The organism is Neobacillus drentensis, from assembly GCF_036965245.1.
GTDB lineage: Bacteria > Bacillota > Bacilli > Bacillales > Cytobacillaceae > Neobacillus > Neobacillus drentensis_G.
Genome location: NZ_JBALPG010000030.1, coordinates 1 through 20,415, shown reverse-complemented (window position 1 = coordinate 20,415; position 20,415 = coordinate 1). Strand labels below are relative to the sequence as shown.

Below are 20,415 nucleotides of genomic sequence, written 5' to 3'. Positions count from 1 at the left end.
TATCATTGTTTTTTTAAGAAATAGGCACAAAAAAGAAATGGCCAGCGATAAAAGGGATCGTTGGCCATTCCTTTTTTAGAAAACCTATTTAAGAACTTATCCTCGTTGAATACCATCCATAACTGGAAATTTGTGCACTGGAGGCGGACAAATACCCTTAAATGTATTTTTGTGGTGCCTGACACCTATCTCATTATTACCCCTGTGAGAAAGGTTAAAAAGACGTGGGTGCCAAGTTTTACTGTTGGTTGGGCGTTGGTGTCTTTTAGTGGGTCGAGGCAGACGATGTCCATTGCTTTGACTTTTGGATGCTTGGCAGCTGCTAGTACCCCTTCCAGCAGTTCTGTTGTTGTCATTCCCCCCGGCGTTGATGCCGGTACCCCTGGAGCATAGGCAATATCCAGTACATCCATATCAACGGTTAAATAAATCGTGTCCACCTTTGCGGACAGCTCTTCTAAACAGTGGCGGACCGTTTCTTCAATGCCCTTTTTCCTTGCATTCCGAAGTGTAATATAGTTAACGCCCTTTTCATCAGCGTATCTCTTTAAATCCTTCGTATTAAAAAAACTATGCAGACCGATGTTGTACATATCTGACCCCTTAACAACTCCGCTTTCAATCAGGTTTCGCATCGGTGTCCCGTTTGATGGACCATTATCCGTCAGATCCCGTAAATCAAAATGGGTATCAAATTGAAGAATCCCAATTTTCTCGGCAGGTCGTGCCTGGCGCAGCCCTTTCACCATCATCGCGGTAATCGAATGGTCCCCGCCAATTGCACACACCTTTGACGTTCTGAAATGGTCGTGGATAGCTGCAGATGCTTGAATAATATTATCATGACAACGGCGGATATCGGTAACGTGCATCGGAACGTCCCCAGCATCGATTGCTGTCATTTCCGATAAATCGATATCTTCATCCAAATTATAGGTTGTGAATCCCTTCCAAGCGCGACGGAAGGCATCCGGAAATTCAGAGGCACCCGACGCACTGATCGATGAACGGGAAAGCGGGACGCCGACAACTACAAAATCGGCGTCCTTGCTTTTTTCAGGATCAGAATCATAGGTAAGAGGCTGAATCCATTCATGAACCTTCGCAACATCTGCATCATGATCGGGTCTAACCCATGTAAAACTTGGCGGATTCAATTTAGGATAGAGAAAGCTCTTCAACTATATGCCCTCCTCTTACAACCACCTGACCATTTTTTACCACTGTATCTGTATGATTCACTCCATAAGAATATTGAAGCTTCATATAATTCTCGACGTTAAAAATCGTCACGTCGCCTTTTTTCCCAACTTCTAAACTGCCAAGCTCATGCCCGCGATTAATCGCATGGGCTGCATTAATCGTTGTTGCTATGATGACCTCTGCAGGTGTCATCCCCATTTTTAAACATCCTAGATTCATAATAAACGGCAAGGAAACAGTCGGTGACGAACCAGGATTACAATCAGTCGATAACGCAACCGGCACTCCCAGGTCAATCATTTTTCGGCCATTCGCGGATTCCGCCATTAAAAAGTAAGCTGTCCCTGGAAGTAACACTCCTACCACGCCTTTTTCCGCCATTGCCTTCATCCCTTTTTCCGATGCCTTAAGTAAATGATCCGCCGAAATTGCCCCAACTTCGGCTGCAAGCTCTGCTCCCTCATATGGTTCAATTTCATCCGCGTGAATCTTTGGAATTAATCCGTGCCGCTTTCCAGCTTCAAGAATGATCCTAGATTGCTCTGGTGTAAAAACGCCATGCTCACAGAAAACATCGTTAAAATCCGCCAGTCCAAGCTCCGCCACCTTTGGAATCATTTCTTCCACAAGCAGGCGCACAAACTCATCGGGATTTTCCTTGTATTCCTTTGGTACTGCATGGGCACCCATAAAGGTAGGTACGACATCAATAACATGATTTTCATTCAACAGTTTCGCTACTTCCAGCTGCTTAAGCTCTGTTTCCCATTCCATGCCGTAGCCGCTCTTGGCTTCAACCGTCGTTACACCGTGGCGCAAGAATTGATTTAACCGTTCATAGCTTTGTTGAAAAAGTTCCTCATGTGTGGCTGGCTGTGTCGCCCTTGTTGTTGCATGAATTCCGCCGCCTGAATTCATGATTTCCATGTAGGTTGCACCCTGCAGACGCATATTAAATTCATTTTCTCTGCTGCCGGCAAATACCAAGTGTGTATGCGGGTCAACGAGACCTGGAGTGACGAGCTTGCCGCTTGCATCCACCACTTCTGCTTCGCCAATACGGTCGGCAAATTTTTCACAAAGCTCTTCGTCCCTACCGACTGCTTGAATCACTCCGTCCTCGATCCAAACACTGCCATTTTCAATTATACCAAGCTCAGACATCGCGTCTTTTACTCGGGGAGCTTTTGAACTCCCCTGTAAAGTAACGAGCTGAGAAGCATTTCTGATAAAAATTGCTTTACTCAATTCGAACATCCTCTCAGTCTATTAGTCTTGCTGAAGCATTGGCATTTTAATGCCTTTTGCTTTTGCTGTTTTAATTGCAAGCTCATAACCGGCATCCGCATGACGGACAACACCCATTCCAGGGTCTGTGGTTAAGACACGCTGAAGTCGAACTTCTGCATCCTTCGTACCATCGGCAACAATTACCATCCCTGAATGCTGAGAATATCCCATACCAACGCCGCCGCCATGGTGTAACGATACCCAGCTTGCACCGCCGACAGCATTAATCATCGCATTCAAAATCGGCCAGTCAGATACAGCATCACTGCCATCCTTCATTGCTTCTGTTTCACGGTTAGGCGACGCTACAGAGCCTGCATCCAAATGGTCCCGACCAATTACAATTGGTGCTGAAACCTCACCTGAAGCAACCATGTCGTTAATCACTTTGCCAAAGCGGGCACGGTCACCGTATCCAAGCCAGCAAATACGAGCTGGAAGCCCTTGGAAGCTGATTTTTTCTTGCGCCATTCTTACCCATTTGCATAGGTGCTCATCATCTTTAAACTCACGTAGAAGTGCTTCATCAATTTTACGAATATCTTCGGGATCACCGGAAAGTGCTGCCCAGCGGAACGGACCTTTTCCCTCACAGAATAGCGGGCGAATATAAGCCGGTACAAACCCCGGGAAATCAAAGGCATTTTCCACCCCTTCATCTTTTGCTACTTGCCGGATGTTATTTCCGTAATCGAAAGTAACCGCACCTTTTTCTTGTATTGTCAGCATAGCCTTTACATGGATTGCCATGCTTTGCTTAGAAAGTTCCACATACTTGGCTGGATCTGCTTTCCGTAATGCAGCTGCTTCTTCTAAGGTAAAACTAACAGGCACATAGCCGTTTAATGGATCGTGTGCAGAGGTTTGATCTGTTAACACATCTGGGTTGAAGCCTTTTTCAATCATTAGCGGTAAAATTTCGGCTGCATTTCCTAATAAACCAATCGATAATGCCTTACCCTCGACTTTCGCTTCATGCGCCATTTTCAATGCCTCATCAAGGTCATTTGTCTTTACATCAAGGTAAGCAGTTTCAATGCGGCGGTCGATTCTTGTCTCATCTACATCAATCGCTAAACAAACACCATCGTTCATTGTTACCGCTAGTGGCTGCGCACCACCCATGCCGCCAAGTCCTGCAGTAAGTGTAATTGTGTGTTTTAATGTTCCGCCATATGCTTGACGAGCTAATTCAGCAAACGTTTCATAGGTTCCTTGAACAATTCCTTGGCTGCCAATATAAATCCAGCTTCCTGCCGTCATTTGTCCATACATCATTAAGCCTTTTTGATCAAGCTCATGGAAATGTTCCCAATTCGCCCAAGCAGGCACAAGGTTGGAGTTTGCAAGTAATACACGTGGGGCATCCTTGTGGGATTTCCAAACGGCTACCGGTTTACCAGATTGAATTAACAATGTTTCATCATTCTCTAATTCAAGCAGTGTTTTCACAATTGCATCATAGGACTCCCAGTTACGGGCAGCCTTCCCAATGCCGCCATAAACAACTAAATCCTCTGGTCTTTCAGCAACCTCTTGATCAAGATTGTTCATCAACATGCGTAGTGCAGCCTCTTGAATCCAGCCCTTTGCATGTAAGTCTGTTCCTTTATAGTTCTTAATTACTCGCTTTTTTTCTGTATTCGTTTCCATTCATTTCACTCCCTATTTATCATTCTACTTACATTATAAAAAGATAATTTTCTGAAAAATAGAGATGAAAAATTAGAAAAAAGATGATATCAATGGATTAATCTACATTTTTTTTAGGAATATCACCAAATTAATGATAATATTTTTATAAAAGTATAATTTTTATAGAAAAAAAGAACAGTCAGACTGAACTGTTCTTTTTTCACTTATATCTAATCCGATTTTTGCATTCTGAAATCTCTTGGCGTCACACCGATTATTTCCTTAAACATTCTGCTAAAATAATTGGCATTCTGATAGCCCGCCAGTATCGAAATCTCTTTAATCGGCTTTCTTGTTTCAATTAATAATCGCTTTGCTTCTTTCATTCGTATGCTTGCCAACATCTCTGTAAAACTGGAGCCTGTTTTCGTGATCAGAAGATGACTGAAATAGGACGGATTCCGGTCTACATTTTGTGCAACGTCTTCCAATCGAAGACTGCTATTAGAAAAATTCGCCCTCATATAAGAAATTCCTAGTTCAATTGGATCTTGTTTCAAGTTTTGCATGCTAGTTTCGGCACCAATAAATATTTTTTGACTAAATAAAATGAGGTTTTGAACTGTCCGATAGAGAACTGTATCATATAGTATTGAATTGAAAATATATCGGTAATCTTGTTCAAGACTTGGATTATCGTTTAGATTGTAGGTCTTCATAAATCTTCTTATTTGCGCCAAAATGCTCGTTAACCTTATTCTTACTAGACCGGGATCCGGATAGGGATCATGTAATTGAAGAAATTCATCATAAAGCCACGTTTTTATTTTTTCCAAATCAAGATTTGTCAGCATGTCGACCCATTCTCTTTGTTCCGGAGGTGTTAAAAAAGGATCGATATGCCCCCAATCTGGTGAAAACTCTAACTCCACTACTTGTCGATAACCTTTATAGTAGGTAAACTCCAGCATTTTCTTGGTTTGCAGGTATTTTTGGTTAAGGGTCATAGCCGAGGAGGTTCCTTTATGTACAACGATCGCCAGTGGATCAGAATATTCTTCTTCCCACTTTCTCATCGCTTTTTGGCATTGTTCTGTTATATTGTGGCAATTATCCTTAAAAAGAAGCACCACCATATCACTAAGTGCGAAAACGCCGCGGTTGTCTATAAATGGATATTCCATGATATAGGAATATAAAGTAGGCACCATATCGACACTCTCTGTCTGAAAGGCCGCTATTTTTACATTTTCAGATGTTGTTTCCTGGGAGAGGAATAATCCTTCATAGGAAATGTCTTTGTGAGAATGAGGATGGTGAATGCTATTTGTATAAAAATTAGAGTTCAGTCTGCGTGATGCCTTTTGAAAGGCTGATTTCACCTTTGTCGTCGAAAAAGGTTTTATCATTAAATCCATTGCCTGCATATCGATAGCCAGTCGTGCTTTTTCAAAGGTTGCTTCTGCACTGGTTAAGAGTAAGATAGGATCATAGATTTGCATCAGTTCACGGAAGGCGGACCATACCTCCTTGCTGATCATATCTAACTCCAAAAGCACGATATCAGGGATTTCTTTTTCAAACAAAACTATAAATTCCTGATAGTTTGATGCTATTATAATGTCCGACACGGGAATAGAAGAAGTTTTTAATAACCATTTTAACCCCTCCCGCTCATTCAAATCCCGATCGGCTATCAACCACTTACCCTCCATAAAGCAGTCACCCCTTCTCCACAATTATACATAAAAACCGGCAGCAGCACGATACGAATGATTTCCAGGTCTTATGTAAATTAAAGTGTATGGTAGGCAGGAAATTGAAGATCAAATTTGCGCATTACACGCGTAAGGTCTCAATGAATTTTTATTTTGGAATACAGCCAATGTCAATACGACGAAGGTTGACTAAAAACCGGTTTAAATAAAAAAGGACAAATCCCCCGCTCGTACCTGGGATTTGTCCTTTTTCCTAAATTGATATCAGGACTTAAATTGTGGTCTGGAGAACATGATCCCTAAGCCTAAACCAAAGATTATGGCAAGAAGATGCGTGCCATCTGTTGATAGCGAAAGAAAATTGAGAGTCATGCTATAGCTTTCATTTGCTAAGCTCAATAGAACTTGCTCAAAAACCGGTTTGTAAAGAAGAAAATAAGGAATCAGAACCAATGGAACCGCAAGCCAGTTTCGCCCGATAAAATATTTGGTTAACAGAAAATAAATGACGGCAAATAAAATAGCGAATCCGTTAACAAACGAATTGATATACTGGAGTGCTCGACCCGGCTGATCTAAAAAAGCTAAAACACTTAAGTATATTATCCAAAAAAGTGCCATTATAATAGCAAAAACCTGCGTTTTCACAAAAAACTTCATAAACTAATCACCTTCTATTTCAAAAAAAATCATACCGTTACCATACCAGTATTTCAACCTATATTCAATTAGTACACTCACCGTCATGATAAAAACTTGGGTTTTTTCTAAATAATAATTTATATATTCCAAAAAAATAAAATGGATTATTTCCATGTTATAATTCGTGTAAATCTTAGTAATACATTTGTATTGTGGAGGCGGACACATGGGGAATGAGGCACATTTAAAGAAAAATATTGGCTTTGCCGTAGCGACTTCTTTGGTAGTTGGAACCGTAATCGGATCTGGAATCTTCATGAAGCCTGGGATCGTGATTGCTTCCACTGGAAATTCAACAATGGCACTTTGGGCTTGGATTATAGGCGGTATTATCACACTCGCCAGCGGTTTAACGATTGCCGAAGTTAGTGTCAAAATCCCAAGAACCGGTGGTCTATACGTTTATATTGAAGAGGTTTACGGAAAGTTTTGGGGGTTTTTATGTGGCTGGGTACAAACTCTTATCTACGGACCAGCTATTATGGGGGCACTCGGACTCTATTTCGGATCCCTCGTAGCAGGGCTATTTGGTTTTTCTCAAGAAAGTAATACTATTATTGGAATCATAACGATTATTTTTCTAGTATTTATGAATTTATTAGGAACACAGTATGGAGGTTTGATCCAAAATATCTCTACGATAGGAAAATTAATTCCCATCATTCTCATTGCCACATTTGGGATTTTTCAAGGTGAGCATCAAGTGCTAAATATGGACAGCGGTATTACCCAGTCCTTGAGCATGGGGGCAGCAATTATAGCAACCCTTTTTGCCTATGATGGCTGGATGAATGTTGGTTTTATGGCAGGAGAAATGAAAAACCCTAGTAAAACACTTCCAAGAGCCATCATCTCGGGAATTGTTATTGTCATTATTTCTTACTTAACTGTCAATATCGCGATGCTCCATGTGCTGCCAGCAAACAAAATTGTTGAATTAGGTCCTAATGCAGCTAGCACAGCGGCAACGATTCTATTTGGAAAAATGGGTGGAAACTTGCTGAGTATTGGGATTCTTGTTTCTATTTTCGGTTGTTTAAATGGAAAGGTATTGACATTCCCTAGGATTCCGTATGCAATGGCGAAAGATGGATTCTTACCCGGTGCAAAAGCCATATCTTATATCCATCCAAAAACGAAAACACCTGTAGGGGCTACACTTTCTCAACTTGTCATAGCGGTCCTGATGATGATTTTGACAAATCCCGACCGACTTTCTGATATTGCTATATTTACTGTATTTACGTTTTATGTTTTGTCCTTTATCGCCGTGTTCATACTACGAAAAAAAGGATTGCATAACAGCGAAACACTTTATAAAGTACCTTTATATCCGATTACACCAATCGTCGCTATACTTGGCGCCCTTTATATCATTGGCAGTACTCTTATCAACACTCCGTTAGACGCGGTCTTATCGATCGTAGTAACCTTGATAGGAATCCCAGTCTACCTAAAACTAAACGCAAACAAACAAAAACACCCCCAACCCAAAGCAAACTAATGTGGTGCCTTCCACCATTAATAAGTCTTGGGTATTGTAAATGGTGCCTGACACCATTTACAATGATGTCACTGTGATAAAACAAAAAAGGACAAGTTGGATTTTCAGATCCATTTTGTCCTTTTTCTTTTTACTAATTGTTTTTCTTTGGTTTAACCTACGTTTAGGCCGAAGTCTGTTGCGATGCGGGCTAGTCCGCCTTGGTAGCCGGAGCCGACGGCTGAGAATTTCCATTCACCGTTGTGTCGGTATAACTCCCCAACGATAATAGCTGTTTCAATGGAGAAGTCCTCCCCTAAATCATAGCGAATGATTTCTTGATTTGTCTCTTCGTTTACGATACGGCAGAAGGCATTCGACACTTGTCCAAAATTCTGACCGCGCGCTTCTGCATCATGAATCGTAATGACAAAAGAGATTCTCTCCACTTGAGCAGGCACGGCTGATAAATTTACTTTTATTTGCTCATCGTCACCGTCGCCTTCTCCTGTACGGTTATCACCTGTATGTACAACGGAACCATTTCCGCCTTCAAGCTGATTATAGAAAACAAAATCCCGTTCAGATGCACATTTACCATTCGCATTTAATAAAAATATACTTGCATCTAAATCGAAATCGTTTCCACCATCATAACGATTTGTATCCCAGCCAAGACCAACAATCACCTTGGATAAACCTGGATTTGTTTTCGTTAAATCTACTTTTTGACCTTTAGATAATGAAATTGTCATACTAACACCCTTTCGTATCTTATTTTTATTGTATCTTCCTATGAAAAATAGAAAGCTACTTTCATACTACACCCTTACCTATGATTTTTCACGTAAGATGATATTTTCAACCCCAAATATTCCAATACCTGCCTTAAGTGTACAGAATTAAGCCTTGTTTTTCTACTTTTAGCTATTAAAAAAAGCTTTCTTGTCTTTTAATAAAAACAACTTTATCCTTTTTTAAATCAGGGTTTGAACTGCAAAAAATGGGCAAATTAAGAAAGTTAAACCCAAAATGGCAGGTTGTGCTATAATGAACTGTCAGGCAAACTAGTTCGCCGTTTATATTAAGCAGGGAGCGATTCTTTTATGATAAAAATTGAAATACCAAATCCAGATGTCGTAATTACGAAAAAAAGACAAGTGGGAGAAAAAGTCGAAGCAGTACTAAGCAGTGCATATGGTTTTACCGATTACAATAAAATTCCCCGTGATAAAGGCGGAATCATCTTATTTTTTAACGCTAACGACGAATTACTTTTTGTCGGCAAAGCTAGAAAATTAAGACCCCGAGTGAAGCGCCATTTTGAAGATACTGTATCACCAATCAAAGCGCATCGCGATGAAGTATATAAAATTGCAGTTTTTGCAGTTGATGAGCCAATGGAGAGAGAGATCTATGAGACCTATATTATTAATACTCTTCAGGCAAAATACAATATCGATAAAGTCTTCTATAAATAATCATTTTTAAAGCAAAGAGCGGGTAACGACATGTTAAGACCTGCTCTTTGCTTTATTAGCTGATATCCCCATACTTCAAAATCATTTCTTTTTCAATATGACTTGCCCGTATTCCAAATTGCGGCTTCAACTGCCCTACTTTTTCACCTAACAAAATCTTGATTGCCAGGTATGGAAGGTTAATGCCGGAAAGACAGCTGACATGCATCCCCCCACTCATTCGTGGATTGATTTCGAGCAGCTTCGGCACACCTTTGTTATATTTTACCTGGATATTGAACACATACGGCAACTTATATTCCTGATGGAATTTGTGGGCTAGCTGGATCAGCTCAAGACTTTCAACAAGCTCCCTCACTCGTCCATCCCCTTTCATCCGGGGAATCGCTGCGTACAATTCATCTTGCGAAGAAACGCAGTCTATACTATATTCCCTGCCCTCCAAAAACTCTAACACCATTAAATCGGGAAAGGTTTCCTGCTGGCTTAGGATCTCGCAGGCATAGGAGTAAGGAATTCGATAGCCAATCCCCTGTTGGAAAAGCTGGTTAATGGACTCAATTTTGTCCTTGATCACACGAAAACCATTTGCCCCTTCACCTATGACAGGTTTAAAGCAAACTTCGTGACCTTTTTCCTTGAGCCGTACATAGGCCTGTTGAAATTCAATTATATTATTGACCACATAATAGTCAGGTATGGAAAAGGTTGCTTCACCATTTGCAAGCATTTGATAGGCGGCCGCTTTATTATCTAGCGTTTCCATTAAGACAGAATTTGGGCAAACAAGGACTTTCACACCCAATGCTTCGAAAGCAGCCAGCCGTTTCGATATAAGAACATTTTCTTTCCGAGGAATGAAAATATTTATCTTGTACCTTTGACAAAAATCAAGACAAAACTCAATATATTGATCCCCGGATATGTCAGGCTCGACAAAAGCGTAATCACAATTTTGCAAATAAAGTGCATCTTTATTTGGATGTGTTCCATAAATGACAAATTTCCGATGATCTTCATTGGCTCGAATCATATCAATATAATGCGAAACCGTCGTAAACCATCGATTAAACCAAATCTTCATTTGTATCCTCTTTCATGTTGTAGTTAAGACCTATTCCATTATGGTCTAACTGCTAGTATTTTATAATCACTGAATTTATTGTTCAATAGATGATTACATATTACTTGATTTGCCAATCTGTTAAAAAAAAACGCTTCTGCTAAAGCAGAAACGGTTATGTTGAGTGAATCACTTGCTACTCCCGCTTATTATTTCTTTTCTCTGTAAACATTTTTTATCTAAACCAGGCTCTTCAGGTTATTCAATCTTGATGTAAACTCCTTGATTGCGTTAAGATCTAATTTTGATTGGTCCTTAGTGATTCCGTCGACTTTTTTTACTACCTGTCTTTCAAAAAAGTTCATTTTAGAAACTAGAAATTCTCCGCCAAACAATCCCATGACAACAGAGTTCTTTCGCAATTCCTGTGGAAAAGCATTGTTAAATTGATCGATGGCCATTTCACCGTCTCGCATACAAACTAGAAAAAGCCCTAATTCCTTCTCCAAAAGTTCTTCATGGTGATTTTGGATAAATTTTTTAATTCTCCTTTGAATCTGTCCAGCGTGAATCGAACCTCCGATGATGACAGTATCAAAATCCTTAACGTCAAAAATAGTTTTCTCCCTTTTTAAATCTACCGATAAAACTTCCCCTACGAGGTTCTCGCTTAATAATCCAACCACTTTTTCTGTAGTCCCATGGGATGAGCAATAAACAATTAAACTTTTCATGTTCTATTCCCCTTCCTTCCTATAATAAAGAAAACTCGCCGATTGGCGTGCCCCTGAGGGCGAAGACAAAGGCGCAGTTGCCCTTATGCCTGATAGAAAAGCTATACTATCCTACCGGCCCAAAAAACCAGCAGTAAATACATATGTAAAGGCCGGGATTCAACTATACTCAACTCTATTATAAATCCATTTCTACCTTCAAGGTTATACCAATATTGGCAATATTATTACAACCGTACGTGGTGCCTAACTGCACGTGGTGCCTGACACCATTTACACCATCCACGACGTATTAATGGTGTCAGGCACCAAATTGCAATGTGCCATTTTTCAATTGAAGATTTTCTTTACAAATTGGCCGATCTCGTTGATTGCCTTTCTTGCTTCGGGTAATGCATCACCACTTATTTGCCATACATGCCACATTCCGTTCCAAACCTTAATCGTGACAGCGACACCTGCATTCCTTGCATGGTCAGCTAGTATCTCTGCATCACTTTGCAAAATTTCATGATTCCCTGCCTGGATAAACAAAGGCGGCAACCCTGTAAGGTCTGCGAAGATAGGGGATATAAGCGGGTGGTCGAGGGGTTCATGACCTGCATATATCCTTGCTGCTTCTCTAACTGCTTTCCTATGTAAATAGGGATCAACCCCGTTATTTTTCCTATAACTTTCCCCGCTGCTTGTTAAATCCACCCATGGCGAAAGACAAACAATTCCAGCCGGTAAGGGCTCGTTCTGATCTCTTAACACCAATGCAGTCGCTAGAGATAACCCGCCGCCTGCAGAATCACCTGCAAAAATAATGTTTGAGGGAGCGTAACCCTGACGCAATAGCCAGCGATAAACATTGACAGCGTCTTCAATTGCAGCAGGAAATGGATGCTCCGGGGCAAGGCGATACTCCGGAAATAGCACCTTTACCCCTGATGCTTTGCCAATTCTCGCTGCCAGCGGTCGATGGGTATTGGCTGAACATAGTGCATAACCCCCGCCGTGTAAATAAAGAATCACCTTATCTTCCAATGTGCTGCCGCTGCCTGGAGAAATCCACTCCGCGTACAATCCTTCAATTTCAAGCGGCATTACCTTACAGTTTTTTGGAAGCTTTTCCAGTTTCCTCGCAGCTGCATCTAGCATCTGCCGCTTTTCTTCTATTCCTTTTTCCCTTAACCCCTTTTTCACTGTTCTTTTTACCGATACCTTAATTGCTTTTTCAAAAAAATAACTTCGAAAACTTGGCACGATTCCTAACCCCCTTTTACCAAATAATTGTTAATTTCATTATACTAAAAAAACCTTAGACGCAAATCCAGATTTCGGCATTTTCAGTCAATGTTCCAATAATTTTGTAAATATTCTGTAATGATTCTTCCATTTCTTGTTTCATATAGTACAATTATCTTAACTAGCACATTTTACCCGGAGGATATCATGAATCGACTTACAGACCATTTAATTCTTATTTCCTTTGATTGTCTTTCTGCTTTAGACTTTCCGATTATAAAAGACTTGCCCCACTTTCAGACCATATTGAAAAACGGTACGTATGTGGAAAATGTTGAAACGATCTATCCATCAGTAACCTATCCTTGCCATGCGACCATCGTCACTGGAAATTATCCGAACCGGCATGGGGTGGTCAATAATACCCTCCTACAGCCAGGGATGGTTTCCCCTGATTGGAATTGGTACCGCGATTGTATCCAAGGAACTACATTGTATGATGAGGCAAAGAAGGCAAATTTGACCACCGCTGCCCTATTATGGCCTGTTACCGGCAAAGCAAAGATCGACTACAATATGCCGGAAATTTTCGCTAATCGCCGGTGGCAAAATCAAATTCTTGTTTCGCTAATGAGCGGCACCCCCCGCTTTCAATGGGATCTCCATAACCGTTATGGGCATATCCGTAAAGGTTTATGCCAGCCAGAATTAGATGACTTCGTCTTAGAGTCAACTGTCGATACGATTAAAACAAAAAAGCCTAATTTATTAATGGTACACTTTACAGATTTAGATACACAGCGTCATTATCATGGGTTTTCTTCTAATGAAGCTATGGCGGCAATTCAGCGTCATAACCAGCGTCTCGGAAGAATTCTAGAAGCTTTAAAGGAAAGCGACATCTATGAAAACTCCACAGTGGTGGCATTAGGCGACCATAGTGCACTAGATGAAAATAAAGCGGTAAATCCTAATGTTCTTTTCTATAAAAAAAATCTAATCACAGCAAACACAAAAGGGAAGATAATTAATTGGAAGGCCTATTGTAAAAGTTGTGATGGCTCTGCATATATTTACATTAAAGACAAACATGATGCAGTCATTTTTCAAGAGGTTAAAGGTATATTAGATTCATTGCTTGATGATCCTGACTCAGGGATTGAGCAAGTGCTTACAGGTGAACAAGCAGCAGAAAAAGGGGCAGATGGTACATGCGCCTTTATGATTGAAGCGAGTCCCGGGTATTATTTTTTAGAAGACTTTGAGGGTGAGTATATTAAACCAATCACCCGAGAGGATACTACCGCAGATAAAAAGTTTACATTAGCCTGTCATGGCTATTCACCTGAAAAAGAACAATATGGAACCATTTTTATGGCGGCCGGAAAAGGAATTAAGCATATCACCCTGCCTTCTATCCGTCTCATAGATGAAGGCCCAACATTCGCTAGGCTTCTAGGTGTTAACTTAGGAAGTACAGATGGAAGGGTTGTTAAAGAAATGTTGACTTTATAAACCTTATGAAGGGGGAACATGAATGAGTCGGATGTCAAAACAAGAAAAGAGCTGGGTGCTTTATGATTGGGCAAACTCTGCCTATTCCATCCTAATCACCACAGCCGTATTTCCGCTCTATTTTAAGGCGGCTGCAAATGAGGCGGGACTTGCCGCTTCTACTTCCACAGCTTACTGGGGCTATGCTAATTCGTTTGCAACACTGCTAATTTCGCTTTGTGCACCTATTTTGGGGAGCATCGCAGATTTTAAAGGCTTCAAAAAACGATTTTTCACCTTTTTCTTTGCGCTTGGAATTATATTTACCTTATTACTCTCCGTGGTGCCAAGTAATCAATGGCTCATTCTATTAATCTGTTATATGGTTACCGTCATCGGTTTTGGTGGAACGAACATTTTCTACGACGCTTTCCTTGTCGATGTGACGACGGAAGAGCGGATGAATCAGATTTCATCAAAGGGGTTTGCTATGGGCTACATCGGAAGTACGATTCCGTTCATTATTGGTATTGCCCTAATTATTTTATCGCAGCAAAGCATACTTCCTATATCCGTTACCATCGCGAGTCAAGCCGCATTCGCAATTACTGCCTTATGGTGGGGATTGTTTACGATTCCGATGCTAAAAAATGTCAACCAGGTTTATTATAAAGAACGTGTTCCAAACCCTTTTTCAAATGGTTTTAAACAGCTTTTTGAAACAATTAAGAAAATTAAGCTTTACCGCCCTTTATTTCTATTTTTATTAGCTTATTTCTTTTACATTGATGGAGTTAACACAATCATTACAATGTCAACGGCATACGGATCCGATTTAGGAATCTCATCTACAAACCTCTTAATTATTTTATTTGCTACACAAGTAGTGGCTGCGCCATTTGCGATTTTATATGGAAAGCTTGCCGATAAATTTAGAGGTAAAACAATGCTGCTGGTAGGAATTTTTGTTTATATCGTCATTTGTACGTATGCGTATTTTTTAAAAACTACTTTAGATTTCTGGATTCTTGCTATGCTTGTTGCATCCTCCCAAGGTGGGATCCAGGCATTAAGCCGTTCCTATTTTGCTAAACTAGTTCCAAAAGATAGTGCAAATGAGTTCTTTGGATTCTACAGTATCTTTTATAAATTTGCTGCCATCTTAGGGCCGTTTTTAGTCGGCTTAACCGCCCAGTTAACCGGCAACACCAATAGCGGCGTATTCAGCCTTATTGTTTTGTTCATTATCGGCGGCTCAATTCTCCTCCGTGTACCGGAAGCAAGTAATATTTCAAAAACAAATTCTTTAACACAATAAACAAAAAGAGAGCTTACCAGCAGGTGAGCTCTCTCATTTTTATTTTACATCATATCCTTGGTCATCAATCGTTTCTTTAATTGTGCTAAGGGAAACATCATTTGCATCAAATTCGACATCCACTTGGCCTTTATCAAGCATTACAGAAACCTTTTTAACACCTTGAAGCTTTCCAACGCTGCCTTCAACCGCTTTAACACAATGACCGCAAGACATTCCACTAACATTTAAAGTAACATGTTCCATTTTTCATTCCTCCATTATTTTTTCATTAATTTTTGGATGGTGACAAGAACCTCATCCAAGACCTCAAAATCGCCTTCTTGGATTCTCTCGACCACGCAGCTTTTCATATGGCCTTCTAGTAAAATTTTAGCAACGCTATTTAATGCCGATTGGGTGGCGGAAATTTGATTTATGACATCATCACAGTACGTATCTTTTTCAATTAACCCTTTAATGCCGCGTATTTGTCCTTCTATCCGGTTAAGTCTTGTTACCAGATTATTTTTCACTTTATCCGAATGGTGACTCTTTCGCTGGCTCCCCACATGTGTACAGCAGGAATCTTCAATTATTTCTTCCTCATTCCTGTGGTCCAAAGACATTCAACCTCCTTTTTTTGCCCCTATTATATCATACCCCCGTATCGTAATACGATGGACATATTTCAACATCTTTATTTCACTTCAATAACATAAGAAAATACTCTTACTTTTCCATTCTGTTTAAATTCAGCCCAAATTTTATATTTTCCTGCTTGATCAAACTTTGTTTCAAAAATAGGTTCCTCTTCATTGAGGGGGTGAACGTGAAGGTATTGATCAGCATCTTCATTTAAAATAACCACATGACCGGCAGCCCCCAAATATGGCTCGAGCGTTGTTTTATCCAATTTAAAGTTGAGTGTAATCGGTTTTCCAGCTTCAAATGAACTGACATCCATTTCCACCGTTTTTCCATCAACCGTTTTAACGAAGGTTTCATCCGCTTTAAGATCAGCATGACTATGGGATTCCTGCTGCCCTCCAACATCGAAGGCAAGTGGCGTGACCTCATAGTTTAGTTTCAAAGGTTTAATATCGATAAAAGCCTTATAGGCCCCATCCTTTAATTCATGAGAAATTTCAAACTTGCCTGCTCCCACTCTTACAGGATGTAGATGATAATATTGATCTAGATGTTCATCTACCACGATTAGATGAAGTAGTTTCTCATGGTTTACCTCAAGCTCATCAACTGGTTTGCCGTTAGGATCGTTGAGATTGATTGTGATTTTTCCATCATTATAAACGAAATCAGCCTTTACATCTCCAGATTTTTTATCACCTCCTTCGTGTCCATGACCATTACTCGTTTCATCATGACCTGAAACTTTTTCCGTGGTCTCATGACTGGTTGCTTCACCATGCTTCACTGTTTTATTGAAAAAACTATCATAGGCTGCGTAACTGCCAATCACAATAAGTAAATACACAACAGCGGCTATCGCCCACTTTTTCATTAACATCGCTCCTTTTTGAAAATTGATTACTGTCTATCTCCAGCACCTTGCGTCAAATTTACTTTGCGATCCCCCTATGATAAGTCAACATCAGATCGCAATTAATCTCAGTGTTGTCAGCTTCAGAGCCTGGGACTTCCACTATTCTGTTTTCCTTTATCTCAGTCGAAACGCTAAAGTCCATACGCGCTAACTAAGTAATTCCCTTTACTAGTTCAATTTAACTCGTTGCAGTCTAAGTGCATTCAATACAACTGAAACAGAACTAAATGCCATCGCAGCACCGGCAAGCCATGGTGCGAGTAAACCAAGAGCAGCCACTGGGATACCGAGTGTGTTATAGCCAAACGCCCAGAATAAATTTTGTTTGATATTGCGAATCGTCTTCTTACTTATGACGATCGCATCTGCAATACTTGTTAAGTCGCCCCTCATTAACGTAATGTCGGCTGCTTCCATTGCAACATCCGTTCCAGTACCAATTGCCATACCAATATCAGCAATCGCAAGGGCCGGAGCGTCATTAATCCCATCACCAACCATGGCAACCCTCTTCCCTTGGAGCTGTAATTTTTTCACCTCGTCGGCTTTCCCTTCTGGTAATACCTCAGCGATCACGGCGTCAACACCAACCTCGTTTGCAATTGCATTTGCAGTCCGGACGTTATCACCCGTCATCATAATCACTTCAAGCCCCATATCCTTTAATTTTTTTATTGCTGCTTTTGACGTTTCTTTTACTGTATCAGCTACAGCAACGATGCCAGCAATAGTACCATCAACCGCAACAAGCATTGCTGTTTTTCCATTTTCCTCGAGTGCTTCCATCTTCATACCGGCTGCTTCAAAGGCAATGTCGTATTTATTAAGCAATTTACGGGTTCCGATTAATAAGACCCTGTCATTGACTTCCGCTTTAATTCCATATCCAGGGATGGCCTCAAACTCCTTCACTTCCAAGAAATCAATCCCTTTTTCCTTAATGCCACTTACTATTGCCTCAGCCAATGGATGCTCAGATTGTTTTTCGGCAGATCCAACTAATTGTAAGAATAATTGTTCGGAAAAATCCCCATCAACAATTACATCGGTTAACACAGGCTTTCCATTTGTCACTGTACCAGTTTTATCTAAAACAATCGTCGTGATCCGGTGTGTCATCTCCAAGTGCTCCCCGCCTTTAAATAAAACACCCGCTTCTGCTGCACGGCCAGAGCCTGCCATGATAGATGTCGGAGTAGCCAAACCTAATGCACAAGGACAAGCGATAACCAAAACTGCAATCATTTTTTCCAGTGCATCGGCGAAGTTGCTTGGGCTTACCCAAATAAACCAAACTAAAAACGTTACGACAGCAATCCCAATGACAATCGGTACGAAAATTCCAGAGATTTGATCAGCTAACCGTTGTATCGGTGCTTTCGAGCCTTGAGCTTCTTCTACTACTTTAATAATTTGAGCTAATGCAGTATCTTTACCGACTTTAGTGGCTTTTATTTTTAAAAATCCATTTTTGTTGATCGTTGCGCCAATGACTGCATCACCGACGGATTTATCAACTGGAATACTTTCACCTGTCAGCATCGATTCATCAAGAGCCGAGCGTCCCTCGATAATTTCACCATCAACAGGTACCTTTTCACCAGGTTTTACAAAAATAATATCGCCAACCAGAACTTCCTCTAAAGATACCTCGAGTTCTTTTCCATCTCTAAAAACCGTTGCCGTTTTTGCTTGAAGACCCATCAATTTCTTAATCGCTTCTGAAGAACGCCCTTTTGCACGAGCTTCAAACAATTTCCCTAAAATAATCAGCGTGATTAACACCGCACTCGTTTCAAAATAAAGTTCAACCATGTGCTGCCCTGAACCAATTGAAACGATAGACAAGTATAGGCTGTAGAAATAAGCAGCGGATGTTCCCAGTGCCACTAACACATCCATGTTGGCACTGCCATTTCTAAGTGCCTTATATGCACCTACATAAAACTGCTTTCCAACAATGAACTGAACGGGGGTGGCAAGTGCTAATTGAACCCACGGGTTCATCAACATGTCAGGAAGGTAAATAAACGATGTAATCTTAAAGTGACTGACCATAGCCCATAATAGTGGAAATGCTAAAATCAATGAGAAGATAAACTTTCCTTTCTGCTTTTCGATTTCCCTTTCGCGATGATCCGTACTGTCTCCTGCTTTGTCCTGCTTTACTTTTGCCTCATAACCAATTTGCTTAACTTTTTTTACGATTTCTTGGATGGTTATTTGTGATGGATTAAATTCCACCCCTGCTGTTTCAAGCGCTAAATTTACAGCAGCTTTATTTACACCATCAAGTTTATTCAATCCTTTTTCAATTCGCACCGCACATGCCGCGCACGTCATGCCAATGATGTCAAATTCCACTTTTTCAGATAAAACCCCATATCCAAGATCATCAATCTTCTTGATAAAATTATTTACATTTGTTTCTGCTGGATCATATTTGATTGTCGCCTTTTCAAGTGCCAAATTCACTGACGCTTCTTGAACCCCTTCTTGCTTTTTTAATCCTTTTTCAATTCGGATCGCGCAGGCAGCACACGTCATTCCTGTAATCGGTAATTGCACCTCTTTTATGTGAGAACTCATTTTTCCTTCCTCCATTCTATTCGCCCTTATATGTGATTCCTTGATTTGGTATTTATCTTATATTTCTATACTATACCCCCCTATCCTATATTGTCAACAAAAAATATAAAAATATTAGCCCATTTTTTAAACTTACCGATTAGCGAGCTCATAAAAGTGAAAATTGAGGCGTAGTTTTACTCATGCCTGATTGGGTAGCTTTTCTATCCTATTAGCAAAAAACCCATCACGTTCCAAAAACGTGATGGGCCTGTTGTTTATTCCATATTCATGATAATCGTTTGATGGATATTTCGAATGACATCACCAAGACTGATGGCACCAACCACATGATTTCGATTTTCTATTTTTTTAGGATAGCGTCCAAAAATCCAAGGTTTAAATTATATTTATTAAATATAATCTCTTCCTTTTCATCATCAGCTTGTTTAATCTCAGATATTTCTTTGTTAAGACGTTCCATTTTCCGATCCAACTGTGCTGCAATGGTCGCTGCATCTTTTAATTCCTCAATCATATGGCTTGGAACTTCTTTGTTGTATTTGTAATAAATCTTGTGTTCTAAGCTTGCCCAAAAATCCATAGCAATCGTCCGAATTTGAACTTCGACATTCGTTAATTCCTCACGATCGGACATGAAGATCGGAATTTCTAATATTAAATGGAGACTTTGATAACCATTCGGCTTTGGATTTTTTATATAATCCTTATAATCGACAACCCGAACGTCTTTTTGATTGCTAATCATCTTAGCCAACTCGTAAATATCTGAAATAAATGAACATGTAATTCGAATCCCTGCGATGTCCCTAATATTTTCTTTGATTGAAGGTATTGAAACTTCATATCCTTTCCGATACACTTTCTTAAAAATACTTTCCGGTGATTTTAATCGTGATTTTACATGCTCTATTGGATTATAGTCATGC

18 protein-coding genes are annotated in these 20,415 nt (G+C 40.2%); 4 read left to right on the top strand and 14 right to left on the bottom strand.

The window, feature by feature from the left end:
* Nucleotides 1–185: 185 nt before the first annotated feature.
* The 5 genes from V7150_RS08345 to V7150_RS08325 all read right to left on the bottom strand — a co-directional run bounded on the left by V7150_RS08345 (nucleotide 186) and on the right by V7150_RS08325 (nucleotide 6,506).
* The gene (locus V7150_RS08345) at nucleotides 186–1,181 is read right to left on the bottom strand and encodes an agmatinase family protein (protein ID WP_335516123.1); all 996 of its coding nucleotides are present in this window, start codon (nucleotides 1,179–1,181) and stop codon (nucleotides 186–188) included.
* Nucleotides 1,159–2,460, bottom strand: coding sequence for an imidazolonepropionase (gene hutI, locus V7150_RS08340; protein ID WP_335516120.1), 1,302 nt, complete (start codon nucleotides 2,458–2,460; stop codon nucleotides 1,159–1,161). Before hutI ends, V7150_RS08345 begins: the two co-directional genes overlap by 23 nt.
* A gap of 12 nt (nucleotides 2,461–2,472) precedes the next feature.
* Nucleotides 2,473–4,146 (bottom strand): urocanate hydratase, encoded by a 1,674-nt coding sequence (gene hutU, locus V7150_RS08335; protein WP_335516117.1) that lies wholly within the window; start codon nucleotides 4,144–4,146, stop codon nucleotides 2,473–2,475.
* A gap of 212 nt (nucleotides 4,147–4,358) precedes the next feature.
* On the bottom strand, nucleotides 4,359–5,843 hold the full coding sequence (locus V7150_RS08330) for a helix-turn-helix domain-containing protein (protein WP_335516114.1): 1,485 nt from the start codon (nucleotides 5,841–5,843) through the stop codon (nucleotides 4,359–4,361).
* A gap of 267 nt (nucleotides 5,844–6,110) precedes the next feature.
* Nucleotides 6,111–6,506: a hypothetical protein gene (locus tag V7150_RS08325; protein WP_335516112.1), complete on the bottom strand. Its 396-nt coding sequence runs from the start codon at nucleotides 6,504–6,506 to the stop codon at nucleotides 6,111–6,113.
* A gap of 208 nt (nucleotides 6,507–6,714) precedes the next feature.
* On the opposite strand from V7150_RS08325, the gene V7150_RS08320 reads away from it, so the two are divergent.
* A complete protein-coding gene (locus V7150_RS08320; protein ID WP_335516109.1) occupies nucleotides 6,715–8,052 on the top strand; it encodes an APC family permease in 1,338 nt (445 codons plus the stop codon).
* Between the two features lie 152 nt (nucleotides 8,053–8,204).
* Here the strand turns inward: V7150_RS08320 and V7150_RS08315 are convergent, their stop codons facing one another.
* Nucleotides 8,205–8,786 (bottom strand): TerD family protein, encoded by a 582-nt coding sequence (locus V7150_RS08315; protein ID WP_335516107.1) that lies wholly within the window; start codon nucleotides 8,784–8,786, stop codon nucleotides 8,205–8,207.
* A 351-nt stretch (nucleotides 8,787–9,137) separates the two neighbouring features.
* On the opposite strand from V7150_RS08315, the gene V7150_RS08310 reads away from it, so the two are divergent.
* Nucleotides 9,138–9,512 (top strand): nucleotide excision repair endonuclease, encoded by a 375-nt coding sequence (locus tag V7150_RS08310; RefSeq protein WP_335516103.1) that lies wholly within the window; start codon nucleotides 9,138–9,140, stop codon nucleotides 9,510–9,512.
* Nucleotides 9,513–9,567: 55 nt separating this feature from the next.
* On the opposite strand, the gene V7150_RS08305 is transcribed toward V7150_RS08310, so the two are convergent.
* From V7150_RS08305 to V7150_RS08295, 3 genes are all read right to left on the bottom strand, one after another.
* Nucleotides 9,568–10,596, bottom strand: a complete 1,029-nt coding sequence (locus V7150_RS08305; RefSeq protein WP_335516101.1) for an ATP-grasp domain-containing protein — start codon at nucleotides 10,594–10,596, stop codon at nucleotides 9,568–9,570.
* Between the two features lie 218 nt (nucleotides 10,597–10,814).
* Nucleotides 10,815–11,309: a flavodoxin domain-containing protein gene (locus V7150_RS08300; RefSeq protein WP_335516098.1), complete on the bottom strand. Its 495-nt coding sequence runs from the start codon at nucleotides 11,307–11,309 to the stop codon at nucleotides 10,815–10,817.
* 330 nt (nucleotides 11,310–11,639) lie between these two features.
* Nucleotides 11,640–12,557, bottom strand: a complete 918-nt coding sequence (locus V7150_RS08295; protein ID WP_335516096.1) for an alpha/beta hydrolase — start codon at nucleotides 12,555–12,557, stop codon at nucleotides 11,640–11,642.
* A gap of 186 nt (nucleotides 12,558–12,743) precedes the next feature.
* Between V7150_RS08295 and V7150_RS08290 the strand changes: the two genes are divergently transcribed.
* Entirely contained in the window at nucleotides 12,744–14,054 is a 1,311-nt protein-coding gene (locus V7150_RS08290; protein WP_335516221.1) for an alkaline phosphatase family protein, read from the top strand.
* 22 nt (nucleotides 14,055–14,076) lie between these two features.
* A complete protein-coding gene (locus tag V7150_RS08285) occupies nucleotides 14,077–15,351 on the top strand; it encodes an MFS transporter (protein ID WP_335516094.1) in 1,275 nt (424 codons plus the stop codon).
* Between the two features lie 39 nt (nucleotides 15,352–15,390).
* Here the strand turns inward: V7150_RS08285 and copZ are convergent, their stop codons facing one another.
* From copZ to V7150_RS08260, 5 genes are all read right to left on the bottom strand, one after another.
* Entirely contained in the window at nucleotides 15,391–15,597 is a 207-nt protein-coding gene (gene copZ, locus V7150_RS08280; RefSeq protein ID WP_335516091.1) for a copper chaperone CopZ, read from the bottom strand.
* A 14-nt stretch (nucleotides 15,598–15,611) separates the two neighbouring features.
* Entirely contained in the window at nucleotides 15,612–15,959 is a 348-nt protein-coding gene (locus tag V7150_RS08275; RefSeq protein WP_335516088.1) for a metal-sensitive transcriptional regulator, read from the bottom strand.
* A gap of 71 nt (nucleotides 15,960–16,030) precedes the next feature.
* A complete protein-coding gene (locus tag V7150_RS08270; protein ID WP_335516085.1) occupies nucleotides 16,031–16,855 on the bottom strand; it encodes a hypothetical protein in 825 nt (274 codons plus the stop codon).
* Nucleotides 16,856–17,065: 210 nt separating this feature from the next.
* On the bottom strand, nucleotides 17,066–19,486 hold the full coding sequence (locus V7150_RS08265) for a heavy metal translocating P-type ATPase (protein ID WP_335516082.1): 2,421 nt from the start codon (nucleotides 19,484–19,486) through the stop codon (nucleotides 17,066–17,068).
* Nucleotides 19,487–19,829: 343 nt separating this feature from the next.
* The coding region (locus tag V7150_RS08260) for a GTP pyrophosphokinase (protein WP_335516077.1) at nucleotides 19,830–20,415 on the bottom strand (586 nt) is incomplete at its 5' end.